Origin of the sequence: Paludisphaera sp., assembly GCF_037189885.1 — a bacterium.
In the GTDB taxonomy this organism is placed as follows: Bacteria; Planctomycetota; Planctomycetia; order Isosphaerales; family Isosphaeraceae; genus Paludisphaera.
Genome location: NZ_JBBCIR010000091.1, coordinates 22,592 through 37,127 on the forward strand (window position 1 = coordinate 22,592; position 14,536 = coordinate 37,127).

Below are 14,536 nucleotides of genomic sequence, written 5' to 3' on the forward strand. Positions count from 1 at the left end.
CGCGAAGGCGGCGGCCGCGGTCAGCCGGGGATCCCGTAGCGTTCCTCGAAGGTGAAGCCGGCGACCCGGCGGATCGTCCGGATCAGCTCCGCCTCGGGAAGCTCGGCGGGGAGGTTCGCCCAGCGGTCGGTGGTCGTGTTGCCGAACAGGAGCGTGGAGGCGTGGCGCGTCGGGTCTTCATCGACGGCCGGGTCGAGGTCGTAGAAGTCCAGGCTCCGGCGCAGGCGGTCGACGTCGGCCGGCGCGCCGGTGAGGAATCGCCAGTCGGGGATGCCGGGGCCGGGACGGGTCTCGGCGTCGTAGATGGTCGCGAACCGCCGGAGGGCGCGAGGGTCGTCCCGCGCGGGGTCGATCGAGAGGCTGACAATCGTGAGCCGGTCGGTGAAGGTCGGCGCGAGCCGTTCGCGGAGGGTCTGAAGCCGCTCGCTGGTGCCGGGGCAGGTTCCGCGACAGACGGTGTACATCGTGTTGACGATGAGGGCGCGGCCGTCCACGAAGGCATCGCGGAAGCGCAGCCGTTCGCCGAACTGGTCGACCACGGGCGCGTTGGCGAAGCGGTCGCAGCGGCGGAGTCGCGGGGGGGCGGGGGGCCCGTCCTCGCCCAGCCGGGTCAACAGGTTCCAGAGCAGGCCGGCCATGGGGCTCCCTTTCTCGCCGCGCGTGATCGTCTCGTCGTCGGGATGTACTCGGCTCGCGTCGGCGCGTCATCCGGCCGGATCGCGCTTCCCGTCGCGGGGCCGAGGGGGGATCTGATGCTCGGCCGCGTCGCGGGCGGGGGTCGCGGGGACGGGAGGATACTCCCACTCCAGCTCCCCGACGCGCTCGACGGCGGGGTCGGGCTGCCAGGTCATGTCGACGCCGTGCGTGCGAGCGTCGGGCGCGATGTTGGCCTGGCGACGGCGGTCGTCGGGGGAGGCGTCGGGATCGGGGCGGGGGACGGGCTCGAAGTTGAACATCATCCGCATGTCTTCGTGCTCGAGGTTGTGGCAGTGGAAGACGAACGGGCCGGACCAGGTCCGGAAGCGCATGCGGATGCGCGCGACCGTGTTGGGCCCCAGCACCTGGGTGTCGTGCAGGCCGACCTGGTCCCCCTCGGGCATCTGGTCGAGCACCTCGACGAGGTTCGACAGGACGGGGGCCGCGGGGGGGTCGCGGGGGTCGACGACCTCGTCGGCGTCGAAGTCCTTCATGTAGCTGACGAGCTGGTGGCTCTCCAGGTGGATGTGGATCGGGTGCCACCAGCCGCCGCCGCCGTTGCGCAGGACCCACTCCTCGGCGGTGTCGTGGGTGGGGCAAGCGTTGGAGATCGTGGGGTCGTAGAACCGGCCGCTGATCATCCAGGCGCCCTTGCCGCGTTCGAAGATGAACTCGCGGACCGCCTCGACCTCGTCGTCCCGGATCGGCTCGCGAGGGTTCAGCTCGGTGCCGTCGGCGACGGTGGCGTCCCTCCTGGCCGGGGGGCCCTCCACGATGATCTTCATAAGGCCGATCGGCCGGTCCAGCTCGGCGACCTTCACCGGCCGGGGCTCGCCGTCGCCCGGGTCGACGGCGTCGAAGGGCAGGGGGAGGACGCGCGGGTCGCCCGGGTCGTCGAGCGGGAGCTTGGGGCCGCGGCCGTCCCTCTGCGGCATGGTGTTCACCAGGTAGAAGACGGCGCGATCGCCGCGCTTCAGGCCCTTCGTCAGCTCCTTGAAGTCGACGACGAGGTCGGCCCGGTTGGCCGGCGCGATCAAAACGCTCTTGGCGGCCCGGGCGTTGGGCCAGAGCCAGCTGTCCTTGCCGATCCGGAGGAACGGGACGGCCGTCTCGTCGTAGCCGCCGCGACGGCGGGGGGCGGCCTCGACCTCGTCCTCCCCCTCGACGTCGGCCGCGAATTCCGCCCTCAAGCCGCGGCCGTGGACGCGGGCGTGGTAATCGGCCTCGGTCAGGATCCGGAGCCGGTAGACCCGCGCGTTCGACCCGTTGAGGAACCGGAGTCGGTGCTTGCGGTTCTTCATCCTCAGGAACGGCCGCTCCTGGCCGTTGAGCAGGAACGTGTCGCCCAGGTAGCCGTTGTGGCCGGTCGCGTCGTAGGCGATCTGGCCGGTCCGGCGGTCGAACACGCGGTCCTGGATGACGATCGGGATGTCGTAGGGGTTGTGATACGGCTCCGCGCCGGGCTTGTAGAAGCCGGGCTTCCTCGGGTCCTCCAGGCTCGCGGCGTCGCCGAGCGAGTTCAGCTCGGGATCCCGGCAGGAGCGCTTCCCCAGGCCGGGGAGGACGCGGTCGGCGATGAGCTTCAATTCGTGCTCGCCGAAGACCAGGGCGAAACCGGCCAGGCCCTTGGCCACGTTGTACGCGGTGCAGTCCATGCCGTGGTCGTGATACCAGCAGGTGGACTGCCCCTCGCCGATGTCCGGGAGGTAGCCGGCCGGGGTCTTCTCCCGCTCGGCGCCCGCGGCGGGCTCCTCGTCCTTCCGCTTCAGCAGAGGGAGGATGTTGGGGTAGAAGTAGTCGCGCGTCTTGCCCGGGAGGACGTAGAACGTGGGGAAGCCGTCGGCGTGCGACGGGTTGTGGCCGCCGTGGAAGTGGATCGACGTCTCGGTGTCCAGGTGATTCTGGAAGCGGACGACGGTCGGCTGGCCCAGCCGCATGCGCAGCGTCGGCCCGGGGATCGTCCCGCCGTACGCGTGGAATAGCGTGGGATGCGGCATCCCCGGCAGTTGGATCGCCCTCTCCTCCATGTGGATCTTGAAGCACTTCACCGGGAAGCACGCGACGTCGGCGGCGTCGGGGACGTCCGACGGGAGCAGCGACCTCGACCCGCCCCAGTTGGCGACCCTCGTCCCGCCGACCGCCTCGGGGTCGTGGGCCGGGACCGTGCCGAAGGCCCGCATCTTCTGCCCCCAGCACGCGTGGGGGTCGGTCTCCGAGGGATCGCAGCCGTAACCGGCCCAGTGCGCGGGGGTCTCGGCCCACTCGCGGGCGACGCCGTGGAAGCCGTCGCCGATGGGGAGCGGGTCGGTCGGGCCGAACGGCTGGACGCCCGTGTTCGGGTCGTCGAACGCCTCGCGAGGGGCGACGGCCGTGGGCCGGAGCGTCGCGGGCCGGGGCAGCTCGCGGGCGAAGGCGCCGGCCGGCTCGGCCTCGGCGCGGGCCGGTTCGAACCGGGCGGTCGGCTCGTCGAACGTGCTCGGCGGGGCCTCCGCGCGGGCCTCCGACGCGGCGGCCCCCAACGCCGCCGCGGTCGCCGACTTCAGGAGGGTCCGACGATTGAGCATGGGTCGCTCCGTTACGGCCGACCGGGGCGGCGCGAGAAACGTCCGCTTCCGAACGAAACGCGCGAGTGGGCGTGAAGCGCCCGAGAGCTGGGCACCCCAAGAATCCCGGACATTTCGCCCGATTCGCCAAAATGAACGTCGGCATTAAACTCACGAGGAAGGCCCAAAATCAAGACAAATTCTAAACTTTCCGAATCAGCCGATTCTCCGCGCCGGACTCGATGCGGGCCGGGGGACCGGGCCGACCGGGGGCCCCGCCGAAATCCGAAGGGGTTCGATGGCCGGGCGGGGCCTCGCCGCTTACAATGCGCGTCGGGACGCGGTGGGCGGCCGCCGTCGAGTCACGGCCGGCGCGTCGAGGCCGTAGTCCTTCGGGGTGACGGCCGCGCGGGCGGTCGGGCCCGGCCTCGGCGCCCGGTGGGGCGTGAAATCGGGGCGTCGTTCTCGCTCCGGGCCCGGACCCCGGATCCCGACCCGAGGGTCTCGGCGCGCATGATGGAGCCCCGGCGAGCATCGACGGCCCCGGCGATCCTCGCGATCGCGGCGATCGCGGCGACGGCGCTGGGTTGGTTCGCCGTCGAGCGGATGGCGCGGCTGGCGGAGGGCCTCGCCGACTCGGCCGGCTCGCCCCACGCCTGGCACCTGATCGCCTGGCAGGCCCTGATCCTGGCGATGCTCTGCCTGGTCGGGCTCTCGCTCGTGCTGGCGAGGCGTCGGGACGAGGCCCTGGCGGGCGAGGCCGGCCTGCGCGCCGTGCTTGACGCCGCGTCGAACAGCGTCGCCCTGATCGACGGCGGGTGCCGCGTCGTCCTGGTCAACGCGCGGGTCGAGGAGCTGTTCGGGTACCACCGCGACGAGCTGCTGGGGCAGTCGATCGAGGTGTTGCTGCCGGACGTCCTGGGCATCCTGGGCTCGCCGGCGGCGGCCGACGGCACGCCGGTCCTCCGCCGCGACCTGGGCCCCCTGCGCGGCGTGGAGACCAGGGGACGCCGCAAGGACGGCGGGACCTTCCCCGTGGAGTTCAGCGTCGGCGTGGTGCGGAAGGGGGGAGCCGCCGGCGCCGCCTGCATCCTCCACGACATCAGCGGCAGGCTCCGCGAGGAGGCCCGGCTCCGCGACGCCTACCGCGCCCTTCGGTTCGCCAACGACCGCCTCCGGGGCGTCGTCGAGGGGACCGGCGACATGATCGCCGCGCTGGACCGCGACCGTCGGTTCATCGTCCTGAACGACGCCTACCGGAGGACGTTCGAGCGCCTCTTCGGCCGGCGGGTCGAGCCGGGGATGCGGCTCGACGACGCGCTCGGGCATCGCCCCGAGGAGCTGACCCGCCTGCGATCGCGGTGGGACCGCGCGCTGCGGGGCGAGCGGTTCCACGAGGTGGCGGAGTATCCCGACCCCGACGGCGCGACGGCCCACCTGGAGCTGGCGTTCAGCCCGATCCGCGACGATTCCGGCGCCCTGATCGGCGCCGGGCAGGTGATCCGCGACATCACCGACCGCGTGGAGTCGCACGAGGCCCTCCGCCGCAACGCCGTCGAGCTGGCGGCCGTCGCGGCGTCGCGGGCCACCGCGTACTCGGCGCTGCAGGACGCCTACGAGGAGCTGAAGCGGGCGGAGAGCCGGCTGGTGCAGGCGGAGAAGCTCTCGGCCCTGGGGCAGCTCATCGCCGGGGTGGCGCACGAGATCAACAACCCGCTGGCCTTCGTGGGGAACGACCTGGCCATCCTCCAGCGCGACGTGGTCGGGCTGGTGCGGCTGATCCGGCTCTACCGCGAGGTCACGCCCGAGCTGGCGCGGACCCACCCGGAGGTCGCCGCGGAGGTCGCCGAGCTGGCCGACGAGATGGACCTGGACTACGCGCTGGAGCACCTGGGCGGGCTGACCGGCCGGGCCCGCGACGGGCTGGAGCGGATCCGGCGGATCGTCCGAGACCTGCGCGACTTCGCCCGGATGGACGAGGGGGAGATGGACGAGGCCGACCTGAAAGCCGGGCTGGCCTCCACCGTCAACATCGTCGCCGGCCTGGCCCGCGACCGGGACGTCGCCGTCGCGACCGAGCTGGGCGACCTCCCGCCGGTCTCGTGCGCGCCGGGGAAGATCCATCAGGTGGTCCTGAACCTGCTGATCAACGCCGTGGACGCCAGCCCGCGCGGGTCGACCGTGACCCTCCGCACACGCCCCGACGGCCCCGACGGCGTCGCCGTCGAGGTGATCGACCGCGGCGAGGGGATCGCCGAGGCCCATCGGGGCCGGATCTTCGACCCGTTCTTCACCACCAAGCCCGTCGGCCAGGGGACCGGGCTGGGGCTCTCCATCAGCTACGGCATCGTCCAGGACCACGGCGGCCGGATCGAGGTGGAATCGGCCCCCGGCAAGGGCTCGCGGTTCACCGTCCACCTCCCGGTGAAGCCCCCCGCGCGCCGCCGCGCCGCCTCCAAGGCGATGGTCAGCGACGGGAAGTAGCCTGTCGGCGGCGATTTCTCGACGCTCCGGCACGATTTCCGCTCTAAGATGGAGGGAAAGCGGCGATTGGTCCCGAGGCCCGTGGGGAGCGACGGCGATGAAGCGGCGGATTCTTCTCTCGGCGGCATGCCTGGCCGGCCTCGCGGCGACGGCCTCGGCCCAGGAGATGGGCTGGCCCTCGGGCTACGGCGGGTTCGGCGGCCAGTACATCCAGGCGCCCTCGCTCTACTACCCGTTCCCCGGCGCGATCGAGTCTCGCTTCGGCGACTACTTCTCGGTCCCCGTCGTGCCCACCTCCGACGTCGAGTCGCCCGTCGAGGCGGCGTCGATCGACGCCACCAACGCGGCCCACGAGGGGATCGACCCGGCCGCCAAGGCCAGGGCCGACGCCGACGCCCTCGCCGAGGCCGACGGCGCCGGCCAGGTCGCCAACAAGGCCGCCCGGAACAACCGTCGCGCCCCCAGGGAGACCCTCCGGAACCGCTACGCCCCCCCGCCGCCGTACCGCCGCGCGCTGCCGCGAGGCAACTACGAGGCGCTCAACGACATGCCCGCCGGGGTGCCGACGTACTCCCCCTACGCCCGCCATCAGACCTACGGCAACGCCTACGGCATGGGCCCCTATGGCAGCAACTTCTACTCCGGATGGTGGAAGGGCTACACCCCCATGGACATCTACACGGGCGGCGAAATCTACCCCTGAGCCGGACCGGGTCGCGGGGGCGGACGCGCCCCGTCGACCGTGACCGACGTGGCCGCCCCGAGGGCGCCGATGAGACGACGAACCGCCGCCGCGATCCTCGCCCTGGCGTCCCTGGCCCGCTGCTCGCCCCCCGTCGCCGTCCCCGAACGGGGCGGGGCCGCGATCGTCCAGACCTCGATCATCAACGCCCTGATGCTCGGCCGGTACGACGGCGTCACCCCCGTCGCGGACCTCCTGGGGCTCGGCGACTTCGGGCTCGGGACGGTCGACCGCCTCGACGGCGAGCTGATCATCCTGGACGGCCGCGCGTACCAGGCGCGGGGGGACGGGTCGGTGGTCGACGCCTCCCGGACGACCACCCCCTTCGCGGTCGTGACCCCGTTCGAGGAGGACGGATCGCTCCCGTGCCCGCCGTCGCGACGGCTCGCCGACCTGGAAGCCGCGCTCGACGCGACGCTCCCCTGGAAGAACTCGTTCGTCGCGATCCGGATCGAGGCCGACCTCGAGGCCATCACGATCCGGAGCGTCCCCCGCCAGGAGCCGCCGTATCGGCCGCTGGAGGAGGTGTCGAGGGGCCAATCGGTCTGGGCTCGCGAGGAGGTGAAGGGGACGCTGCTGGGGATCCGGTCCCCGGCGTGGGTCGGCGGCCTGAGCGTCCCCGGCCATCACTGGCACTTCATCTCGGCCGGGCGCGACCTCGGCGGCCACGTCCTCGACGTCCGCGTCCGCGCGGGGACGGTCCGATATGCCGTCCGTCGCGAGTGGCGCATCCTCTTGCCCGACGACTCACCCGGCTTCGACGCCGTCGACCTGACCCCCGACCTCTCCCGCGAGCTGAAGCGCGTCGAGAGCGCCCGCGAACCGTCGACCCAGTAATTCGAGGCGAGCATGCCGCACCGAGGCGCTTATCGATCCCTGCTCGGCCTGGCGTGCCTGGCCGGTTGCCTCTCCTCGGCGACTTCAAGTACGGCGGCCCAGGACGCGCCCCGGCCCCACATCATCCACATCGTCTCGGACGATCAGGGTTGGCGGGACGTCGGCTTCCACGGCTCGCCCGACATCCGGACGCCGCATCTCGACAAGCTCGCCGCCACCGGCGCCCGGCTCGAACGGTTCTACGTCACGCCGCTCTGCACCCCCACCCGGGCGGCCCTGCTGACCGGCCGCTACACGTTCCGCTACGGGCTCCAGTCCTTCGTCATCCCGGCCTCCGGCACTTATGGGCTTCCGACCGACGAGCGGTTGCTGCCGCAAGCCCTCAAGGACGCCGGGTACGACACGGCGGCCCTCGGCAAGTGGCACGTCGGCCACGCCGACCGGAAGTTCTGGCCGCTCCAGCGCGGATTCGACCACCACTACGGCTACCTCGCCAGCGAGATCGACTACTTCACGCACGAGGTGGTCGGCGTGCCGGACTGGTGGCGCGACAACGAGCCGATCCGCGAGGAAGGCTACTCCACCACCCTGCTGGGGGACGAGGCCGCGCGGATCATCCGAGGTCACGACCCGGCCCGGCCGCTCTACCTCTACCTGGCGTTCAACGCGCCCCACTCCCCGTACCAGGCGCCACGCGAGTACCTGGTCCGGTGCGCGGACATCGCCGACCCGACCCGTCGTACCTACGCGGCGATGATCGCCGCCATGGACGACCAGATCGGGCGGGTCGTCGAGGCTCTCGACCAGTCCGGGATGCGGGAGCGGACGCTGATCCTGTTCCACAGCGACAACGGCGGCCTCCGCAATCCCAAGATCGCGGGCCAGGTCCCGGCGGAGCCCGTCGCCGACAACAGCCCGTTGCGCGGGGGAAAGGGGTCGCTCTACGAGGGGGGGAGCCGGGTGGTGGCCCTGGCGAACTGGCCGGGTCGAATCGGGGCCGGCACGACGGTCGACGGGCTGATCCACGTGGTCGACCTGTACCCGACGCTCGTGACCCTCGCCGGCGGTCGTCTGGACGGGGGCAAGCCGCTCGACGGCATGGACGTCTGGGGCGCGATCAACCGGGGCGGGCCGTCGCCGCGGACGGAGGTCGTCTACAACATCGAGCCCTCCGCCGCCGCCATCCGGCGGGGCGACTGGAAGCTCGTCTGGCGCGTCTCGCTGCCCTCGTCCGCCGAGCTGTACAACCTGGCCGACGACCCGAGCGAGACGACCGACCTGGCGGCGAAGCGTCCGGACGAGGTGGCCGCCCTCCAGGGGCGGGTCCGAGAGCTGGCGGCGGACATGGTCCCGCCGCTATTCATGCCGGAGGCGATGAACGCTTCCCTGAAGCTGCCGCCTGCCTTCCCGACCGCCCGCGAGCCCAGGCGCGCCGATGACCCCGCCAAGCTCTCTCCGACCGATTGAGCCGTTACCGGGAGAACCCGATGGCCGAAGCCGATCCGCGCGGGGAGTTCGACGAGGCCGACGTCGAGGATTCCCGCCAAATCTACCTCCGTACCTGGGCCGCCGGGTTCCGGGCGTTACTCGGCTGGCCCGAGGAGAAGACCCTGGAGTGGGCCGAAAGATGGTCGGACGCCCTTCGGGATCCTGGCATGAGCTTCTACCACGACCAGCCCGAAAAATGGATGACCTCCGCGTTGATCCCCGAGTGGTTGATGGAGGAGTTCAGGAGGGATTGGTGGGTGAACCTCGATCCTGGCGACCATGATTATGCCCATCTCCGCAAGCGTCTCATCGAAGCCATGGTTGCGGACCCGGGACAGGAGTTTAAGTTCGTCGAGGAATACGACGACCGGGATTGGGCCGAGGCGAGGCTCCGAGTGCGGGCCGTCTTGCAAGATTTCGGGGCGGACCTCCCCGAGACGTGATGATGGCGGCGGCGATTCCGGCGTCGCATTGCGACCGGGCCGTGGGTAACGGGGTGGGGAGCCTGGGACACGGCCCCGTGGGCATCTCCGGACTTGCCGGTTCGCTCGACGGCTCGCGCGGGCCGTCGTCGCGGTATAATCGGGGCGATGGGGCTCCTCCCGTCGCGTGGGCGGGACGCGGCCCCTCCTCCCGGTTTTTTCCACGATAGCGCGAGCGTCTCATGTCAGTCGAACACGCCCAGAAGCAGGAATTCGCCTTCCAGGCGGAGATCAAGCAGGTGCTCCACCTGCTGTCGCATTCGCTCTACCAGAGCCGCGACATCGCCCTCCGCGAGCTGGTCTCCAACGCCTCCGACGCCCTCGACAAGATGCGCTTCGTCTCCCTGACCGACGAGGCCCAACGCGACTCCGGGCCCCTGGAGATCACGATCGAGCCCGACGAGTCCGCGCGAACGCTGACGATCCGCGACACGGGCGTCGGAATGACCCACGACGAGCTGATCGCCAACCTGGGGACCATCGCCCGCAGCGGCTCGGGCGAGTTCCTCAAGGGGCTCTCGGCCGAGGAGCGGGAGAAGGCTCAAATCTCGCTGATCGGCCAGTTCGGCGTCGGCTTCTACTCGGCCTTCATGATCGCCGACAAGGTTCGCGTGCGCACGCGGAGCTACCGCGAGGAGAACGGCTGGGAGTGGGCCTCCGAGGGGACCGGCCAGTTCACCATCGAGGCCGTCTCCGACCCCCTCCCGCGAGGCACGGAGATCGTCCTGCACCTGAAGGAGGACGCCCGGGACTTCACCTCGCCCTACCGGATCAAGGAGGTCGTCCGCCGCTACTCCAGCTTCATCCCGCACCCGATCAAGCTGGCCCCCGACGGCGAGGTCCTGAACGACCAGAAGCCCATCTGGGTCGAGCCCAAGCGGCAGGTGACCGACGAGCAGCACGAGCGGTTCTACCAGCACCTCAGCCACCACCCGGAGGAGAAGCCCCTCTGGCGGCTGCACGTCTCGGTGGATTCCCCCATCCAGTTCCACGCGGTCCTCTACTGCCCGCCGACGAACCTGGAGCGGCTGGGATTCCCGCGCGTCGAGCACGGCGTCAGCCTGTGCGCCAAGCGCGTGCTGGTGCAGTCGGACTGCCGCGAGCTGCTGCCGGAATACCTCCGCTTCCTCTTCGGCCTGGTCGACTCCGAGGACCTGCCGCTGAACGTCTCGCGCGAGACGCTCCAGGACAACACGGTCATCCGGCGCATCCGGGGATCGCTCCTCAAGTCGATCTTCGACCGCCTGGAGCAGCTCTCGAAGGACGAGCCCGAGGCATTCCAGGCCTTCACCGACCAGTTCGGCGCGCTCTTGAAGGAGGGGGCGATCGTCGACATCCCCCAACGCGACCGGCTGGCCAAGCTGCTCCGATTCGCCTCGTCCCACAAGGCCGACGGCAAGCTCGACGTCTCGTTCGACGACTACATCGCCCGCATGCCCGAGGGCCAGAGCCGCGTCTACTTCCTGGGCGGCCCGGACCTGGCCGCGATCGAGAAGAACCCCAACCTGGAGGTCTTCCGCAAGCGCAAGCTGGAGGTGCTTTACCTGACGGAGCCCGTCGACGAGTTCGTGATGAACGCGCTCGGCTCGTACTCGGGCAAGATGCTGACCTCGATCGACTCGGCCGACCTGGACCTCCCCGAGGCCCCCGCCGAGAAGAAGGCGGACGAGGCCGAGGCGTCGAAGCCGGAGCCCGGCTTCGAACGCGTGCTGGCCCTCTTCCGCGAGGCGATCGGCGACCGCGCGAGCGAGGTCCGCGAGTCGAGCCGGCTGACCGACAGCCCCTGCTGCCTCGTGAACGCCGACGGCTCCCTCTCCACGCAGATGCAGCGCATCCTGAAGATGGCGAACCAGGCGGTGCCGGAGGCCTCGCGGATCCTGGAGGTGAACCCGAAGGCCCCGCTGATCCGCCGCCTCTCCCGCCTGAGCGCCAACGCCGAGCACGACGCCTTCATCAAGGAGTGCGGCCTCCAGCTCTGGTCCAACGCCCTGATCCTGGAAGGCGTCACCCCCGACGCCCGCGAACTCGTCGGCCGCATCCAGTCCTTCATGGACGAGGCCGCCGAGAAGCGCTCCCCGCTGATCGTGCCGTAAACAGAAGGCGATCACGGCGCGAGGGACGGCGCGGGCTCCGGCCCTCCCTCGCGCCGAGGGCGAGTTCGGTGAGTCCGCGAGACGGGGTCCTCCGGTTCCTCCGCTAACGGCCCTCGGCGGCCTCGCACTGGTAGAGGCGGTCGAGGTCGGCGACCGTTGGCTCCTTCCGGGGGGCACCGTTCGCGTCGTGTCGGAACGCCGAGCCCGCCTGATAGATGTCCTTGCGGACGCGGTTGATCCCGCCGATCGGCCGGTGCTCCTCGATGCCGTGCCAGGGGGTGTAGGACAGATTCTCGGCGAATTCCAGTTGCTCCGCCCCCGTGAACGCCTGGGGGTTGATCGTGATTGTCGCCACGGTGATCGGGGTAGTGGTCCATTCGACCGTCGGGTCCTCGATCGGCATGGCCTGCTCGTCCTGCTGGAGCAGGAGCTGGAAGTCGAACCTCGCCGGCTCCCGATTCGTGCTCAGGCGCGCCACCATCGCCTCCCGGAGGGCGTCCACGCTGGAAGCTTTCGTCAGCGGCGGGAGGCCCGAGGCGTTGTCGGGCGAGGGGGACGCGCGATACTTCACGGCGCGCGCGCCGAGCCGCGACGGCACCGTGCTGAAGTAGGTCATCTCCAGCGGGCTTGGCGTGCCGAGCTTGGGAAAGGCCCGCGCGATAGCGATCTGCTCCCTGATGGGGGTAATGTCGACCTGCTCGCCCCGTTCCAGCGCCTTCCGCGCGGCCTCGACCCGGACCAGATTCGTCGGGTCGGTCGCGAAGAATACGGGGTGGTCGATCAGGACGAAGTCCTGCGTTCCGGCGTCGGCCGGGTCGTCGAGCAGAGGCTTGCCCTCGACGCCTAGGATCTTGATCGCCAGGCCGTGCGCGTCCGGCACGTTATCGACCCGGGCCCGGCCATTGGAGAATCTCAGCACCGCGTCGTAGGATCGCGGCTCGCGGAAGATGCCGACGCGGAGCCCCTCGGGCAGCCCGTCCGCGACGGCGAAGGTCGCGCGCACGGCGCCGTGGTGCTTGGCGTGCTGGTTGCGCGCGACCGCCCCATCCCCGCCATCGTCCTGGGAGTGCCTCATCTCCGTGAGGATATCCCTCAGGAGGGTCGCCTTTGCCTGGGCCTCGTCCGGGGGCGGCGTGGCGAATTCCCTGCTCCGGTCCGGGCGGGCGTCATCCGCGGGCGGCGAGTCGGCGAACGAGGGCGGGCCGAAGAAGGCGGCCGCCGCGGTGAGGCCCAGCAACATGGATCGCGATTTCATCCGTCCCCCAATCTCGGGTTAACCAGCCCCGCCGCCCAACACCGTCGTTCCGCCACGGCCCGCGGGGCGATCCGGCCGTGACGCATCGATATCCCGCCGGCCGTGGCGGCCGGGCTTGTGAGACCAAGCCGACGCAATGCCGAAGCCTCGCTGATCGGCACACGGCCCGGACACGCGCCTCGCCCGTGTCATTCGGGACCCGGGTTAACGAACGCCCCTATACGATCAACTTAAAGATTCATTTTGTAGCGAAATAAAAAATACATCGCACGAATAATCGTAAATTGGCACCGCCAAAGCAAGGAGTTTTCGGAAAAATCCACCGGGGAGTGTTGCTCCCAGGCGTTACCGGCCGGCTGGGCGACCCGACCGCCAGGCGCGGCGTTCCGTCCCCCCCATCGCGGCCCGGCCCCGGTCACGTCGCAAGCATGTCGTCGATTCGCCCGGCCGCTCGATCGGCGGGGCGGCGATTCCAAGGCGGCTCAGCCACCCCAGTCCTCAAGGCGTGTTCGCCATCGGGCCGCGAAGAGGATCGAGGCGACGACCACGGCGGCGAAGCCTCCGAGTTGCGGGCCCATGATCGAGCCGCCGACCCAGGCGTAACGGAGCATGGTGGCAGGGTCGTCGGGAACTCCGATGAAGGCCCGGCGGTAGAACTCGGGGCGGAGGGACGCCAGGCCCATCGCGATCAGGCCGCCGATCGTCCCGCACGTCAACGCCGCCGAGGCTATCGCCGCCAGGTAGCGCGCGGAGATTCGCAACGGGCAGCGGACGTGGCTGGAGACGCCGACGACCGCGAGGAAGATCAGCGAGAGCGCCGCCCCGAACAGCAGGCCCTCGAACGCCCCTTGCGCGATCGCCGCGCGGGGGATGTCGCGGACCCCGTACCAGCGCGTGACGGCCCGGGAGTCCTCCGGGCTCGCGTGGGCGTTCGCCGCGTTTGTTAGCGCCCCGAGCGCGGGCCCGGCGCCACGCCGAGGGCCGCCAGTCCCGCCAATATGCCGGATCGGATCGGCCCCGTCGTGACGTCGTCTCCCATCGACGCGTCATCCGCCCCGACTTCGTGACCGGGGAACATATCCTCGCGCGATCTAGGCGCGCGGGCCCGGGATTCGCGAGGGATTCGCCGCAATCTCGCCGCACGCCGCAGGGCTTCGCGCGCGAGGCCGCCGCGACCGCCCCACGCGGGAACGAATCAGCAAGATACGATCTCACGCCGGCGGTTCGTGGGCTAGAATTCCCCGAGCGACTTCCCGCGCGCGAGCGGGCGAGGTCGCCGCGCCCGCTCGACGCCCCCGGCGCGTCGGGGGCGATGGTCGCGGATTCCCCCCCTTGCCAGAGGTCCACATGGCTGCCCCGAAGAAGTCGAAATCGAAGACGGTCGCGGAGGGCGTGAAGGAGACCGCGGTCGACGCCGCCGCCGCGACCAAGAAGGCCGTGAAGAAGGCGCCCGCCAAGGTCGCCGAGGTCGCCAAGTCCGCCGGCCGGGCGATCGCCCAGGGCGCGGAGGTCGTCGAGGAGAAGGTCGCCGAGGTCGTCACGGCCGTCGCCGCCTCGCTCCCCGGCGCGGAGACCCAGGCCAAGACCAGGAAGAAGGCCGCGCCCAAGGCGAAGGCCAAGGCCGTCAAGACCACCGTGAAGGCCGACGCCCCCAAGGCCGAGGCGAAGGCCGCGAAGAAGCCGGCCGCCAAGAAATCCGCCCCCGCCGCCGAGGCGAAGACCAAGTCCCAGGCCAAGGCCAAGCCCGCCCCCAAGGCCAAGGCGAAGGCCAAGCCCGCGACCGCCGCCGCGAAGAAGACCGCGACGAAGAAGACCGCCGCGAAGAAGACCGCCCCCCCCGCCTGACCCGCCACGTTGATCCGATGGGCGAGCGGGACCACGCCCCGCTCGCCCTCGACGACGTCGCCGGGGGGGGG

Annotated in this window: 11 protein-coding genes; 7 read left to right on the top strand and 4 right to left on the bottom strand. The window is 70.9% G+C overall.

The window, feature by feature from the left end:
* Nucleotides 1-20 precede the first annotated feature (20 nt).
* Together WG209_RS21920 and WG209_RS21925 are read right to left on the bottom strand one after the other, a co-directional pair.
* A complete protein-coding gene (locus tag WG209_RS21920; protein WP_337177232.1) occupies nucleotides 21-638 on the bottom strand; it encodes an SCO family protein in 618 nt (205 codons plus the stop codon).
* A 66-nt stretch (nucleotides 639-704) separates the two neighbouring features.
* Nucleotides 705-3,260, bottom strand: coding sequence for a multicopper oxidase domain-containing protein (locus WG209_RS21925; RefSeq protein WP_337177233.1), 2,556 nt, complete (start codon nucleotides 3,258-3,260; stop codon nucleotides 705-707).
* 492 nt (nucleotides 3,261-3,752) lie between these two features.
* Between WG209_RS21925 and WG209_RS21930 the strand changes: the two genes are divergently transcribed.
* The 6 genes from WG209_RS21930 to htpG all read left to right on the top strand — a co-directional run bounded on the left by WG209_RS21930 (nucleotide 3,753) and on the right by htpG (nucleotide 11,365).
* Nucleotides 3,753-5,723 (top strand): PAS domain S-box protein, encoded by a 1,971-nt coding sequence (locus WG209_RS21930; RefSeq protein WP_337177234.1) that lies wholly within the window; start codon nucleotides 3,753-3,755, stop codon nucleotides 5,721-5,723.
* A 97-nt stretch (nucleotides 5,724-5,820) separates the two neighbouring features.
* The gene (locus WG209_RS21935) at nucleotides 5,821-6,426 is read left to right on the top strand and encodes a hypothetical protein (protein WP_337177235.1); all 606 of its coding nucleotides are present in this window, start codon (nucleotides 5,821-5,823) and stop codon (nucleotides 6,424-6,426) included.
* A 69-nt stretch (nucleotides 6,427-6,495) separates the two neighbouring features.
* Entirely contained in the window at nucleotides 6,496-7,302 is an 807-nt protein-coding gene (budA, locus tag WG209_RS21940; protein WP_337177236.1) for an acetolactate decarboxylase, read from the top strand.
* 12 nt (nucleotides 7,303-7,314) lie between these two features.
* Complete coding sequence (locus WG209_RS21945) at nucleotides 7,315-8,769, top strand: arylsulfatase (protein WP_337177237.1); 1,455 nt, start codon at nucleotides 7,315-7,317, stop codon at nucleotides 8,767-8,769.
* Between the two features lie 20 nt (nucleotides 8,770-8,789).
* Complete coding sequence (locus WG209_RS21950) at nucleotides 8,790-9,233, top strand: hypothetical protein (protein WP_337177238.1); 444 nt, start codon at nucleotides 8,790-8,792, stop codon at nucleotides 9,231-9,233.
* A 221-nt stretch (nucleotides 9,234-9,454) separates the two neighbouring features.
* On the top strand, nucleotides 9,455-11,365 hold the full coding sequence (htpG, locus tag WG209_RS21955; RefSeq protein WP_337177239.1) for a molecular chaperone HtpG: 1,911 nt from the start codon (nucleotides 9,455-9,457) through the stop codon (nucleotides 11,363-11,365).
* 103 nt (nucleotides 11,366-11,468) lie between these two features.
* On the opposite strand, the gene WG209_RS21960 is transcribed toward htpG, so the two are convergent.
* Nucleotides 11,469-12,620, bottom strand: coding sequence for a catalase family protein (locus WG209_RS21960; protein ID WP_337177240.1), 1,152 nt, complete (start codon nucleotides 12,618-12,620; stop codon nucleotides 11,469-11,471).
* 482 nt (nucleotides 12,621-13,102) lie between these two features.
* Nucleotides 13,103-13,381: a hypothetical protein gene (locus WG209_RS21965; RefSeq protein ID WP_337177241.1), complete on the bottom strand. Its 279-nt coding sequence runs from the start codon at nucleotides 13,379-13,381 to the stop codon at nucleotides 13,103-13,105.
* Nucleotides 13,382-13,967: 586 nt separating this feature from the next.
* Here WG209_RS21965 and WG209_RS21970 point away from each other — a divergent pair.
* Nucleotides 13,968-14,465: a hypothetical protein gene (locus tag WG209_RS21970; protein ID WP_337177242.1), complete on the top strand. Its 498-nt coding sequence runs from the start codon at nucleotides 13,968-13,970 to the stop codon at nucleotides 14,463-14,465.
* Nucleotides 14,466-14,536: the final 71 nt, after the last annotated feature.

What these genes read in the sequence shown, in the direction of transcription:
- WG209_RS21920 (WP_337177232.1), bottom strand. Translation starts at nt 638, where the DNA reads ATGGCCGGCCTGCTCTGGAACCTGTTGACCCGGCTGGGCGAGGACGGG.
- WG209_RS21960 (WP_337177240.1), bottom strand. Translation starts at nt 12,620, where the DNA reads ATGAAATCGCGATCCATGTTGCTGGGCCTCACCGCGGCGGCCGCCTTC.
- WG209_RS21925 (WP_337177233.1), bottom strand. Translation starts at nt 3,260, where the DNA reads ATGCTCAATCGTCGGACCCTCCTGAAGTCGGCGACCGCGGCGGCGTTG.
- budA (WP_337177236.1), top strand. Translation starts at nt 6,496, where the DNA reads ATGAGACGACGAACCGCCGCCGCGATCCTCGCCCTGGCGTCCCTGGCC.
- WG209_RS21970 (WP_337177242.1), top strand. Translation starts at nt 13,968, where the DNA reads ATGGCTGCCCCGAAGAAGTCGAAATCGAAGACGGTCGCGGAGGGCGTG.
- WG209_RS21950 (WP_337177238.1), top strand. Translation starts at nt 8,790, where the DNA reads ATGGCCGAAGCCGATCCGCGCGGGGAGTTCGACGAGGCCGACGTCGAG.
- WG209_RS21930 (WP_337177234.1), top strand. Translation starts at nt 3,753, where the DNA reads ATGATGGAGCCCCGGCGAGCATCGACGGCCCCGGCGATCCTCGCGATC.
- WG209_RS21935 (WP_337177235.1), top strand. Translation starts at nt 5,821, where the DNA reads ATGAAGCGGCGGATTCTTCTCTCGGCGGCATGCCTGGCCGGCCTCGCG.
- WG209_RS21945 (WP_337177237.1), top strand. Translation starts at nt 7,315, where the DNA reads ATGCCGCACCGAGGCGCTTATCGATCCCTGCTCGGCCTGGCGTGCCTG.
- htpG (WP_337177239.1), top strand. Translation starts at nt 9,455, where the DNA reads ATGTCAGTCGAACACGCCCAGAAGCAGGAATTCGCCTTCCAGGCGGAG.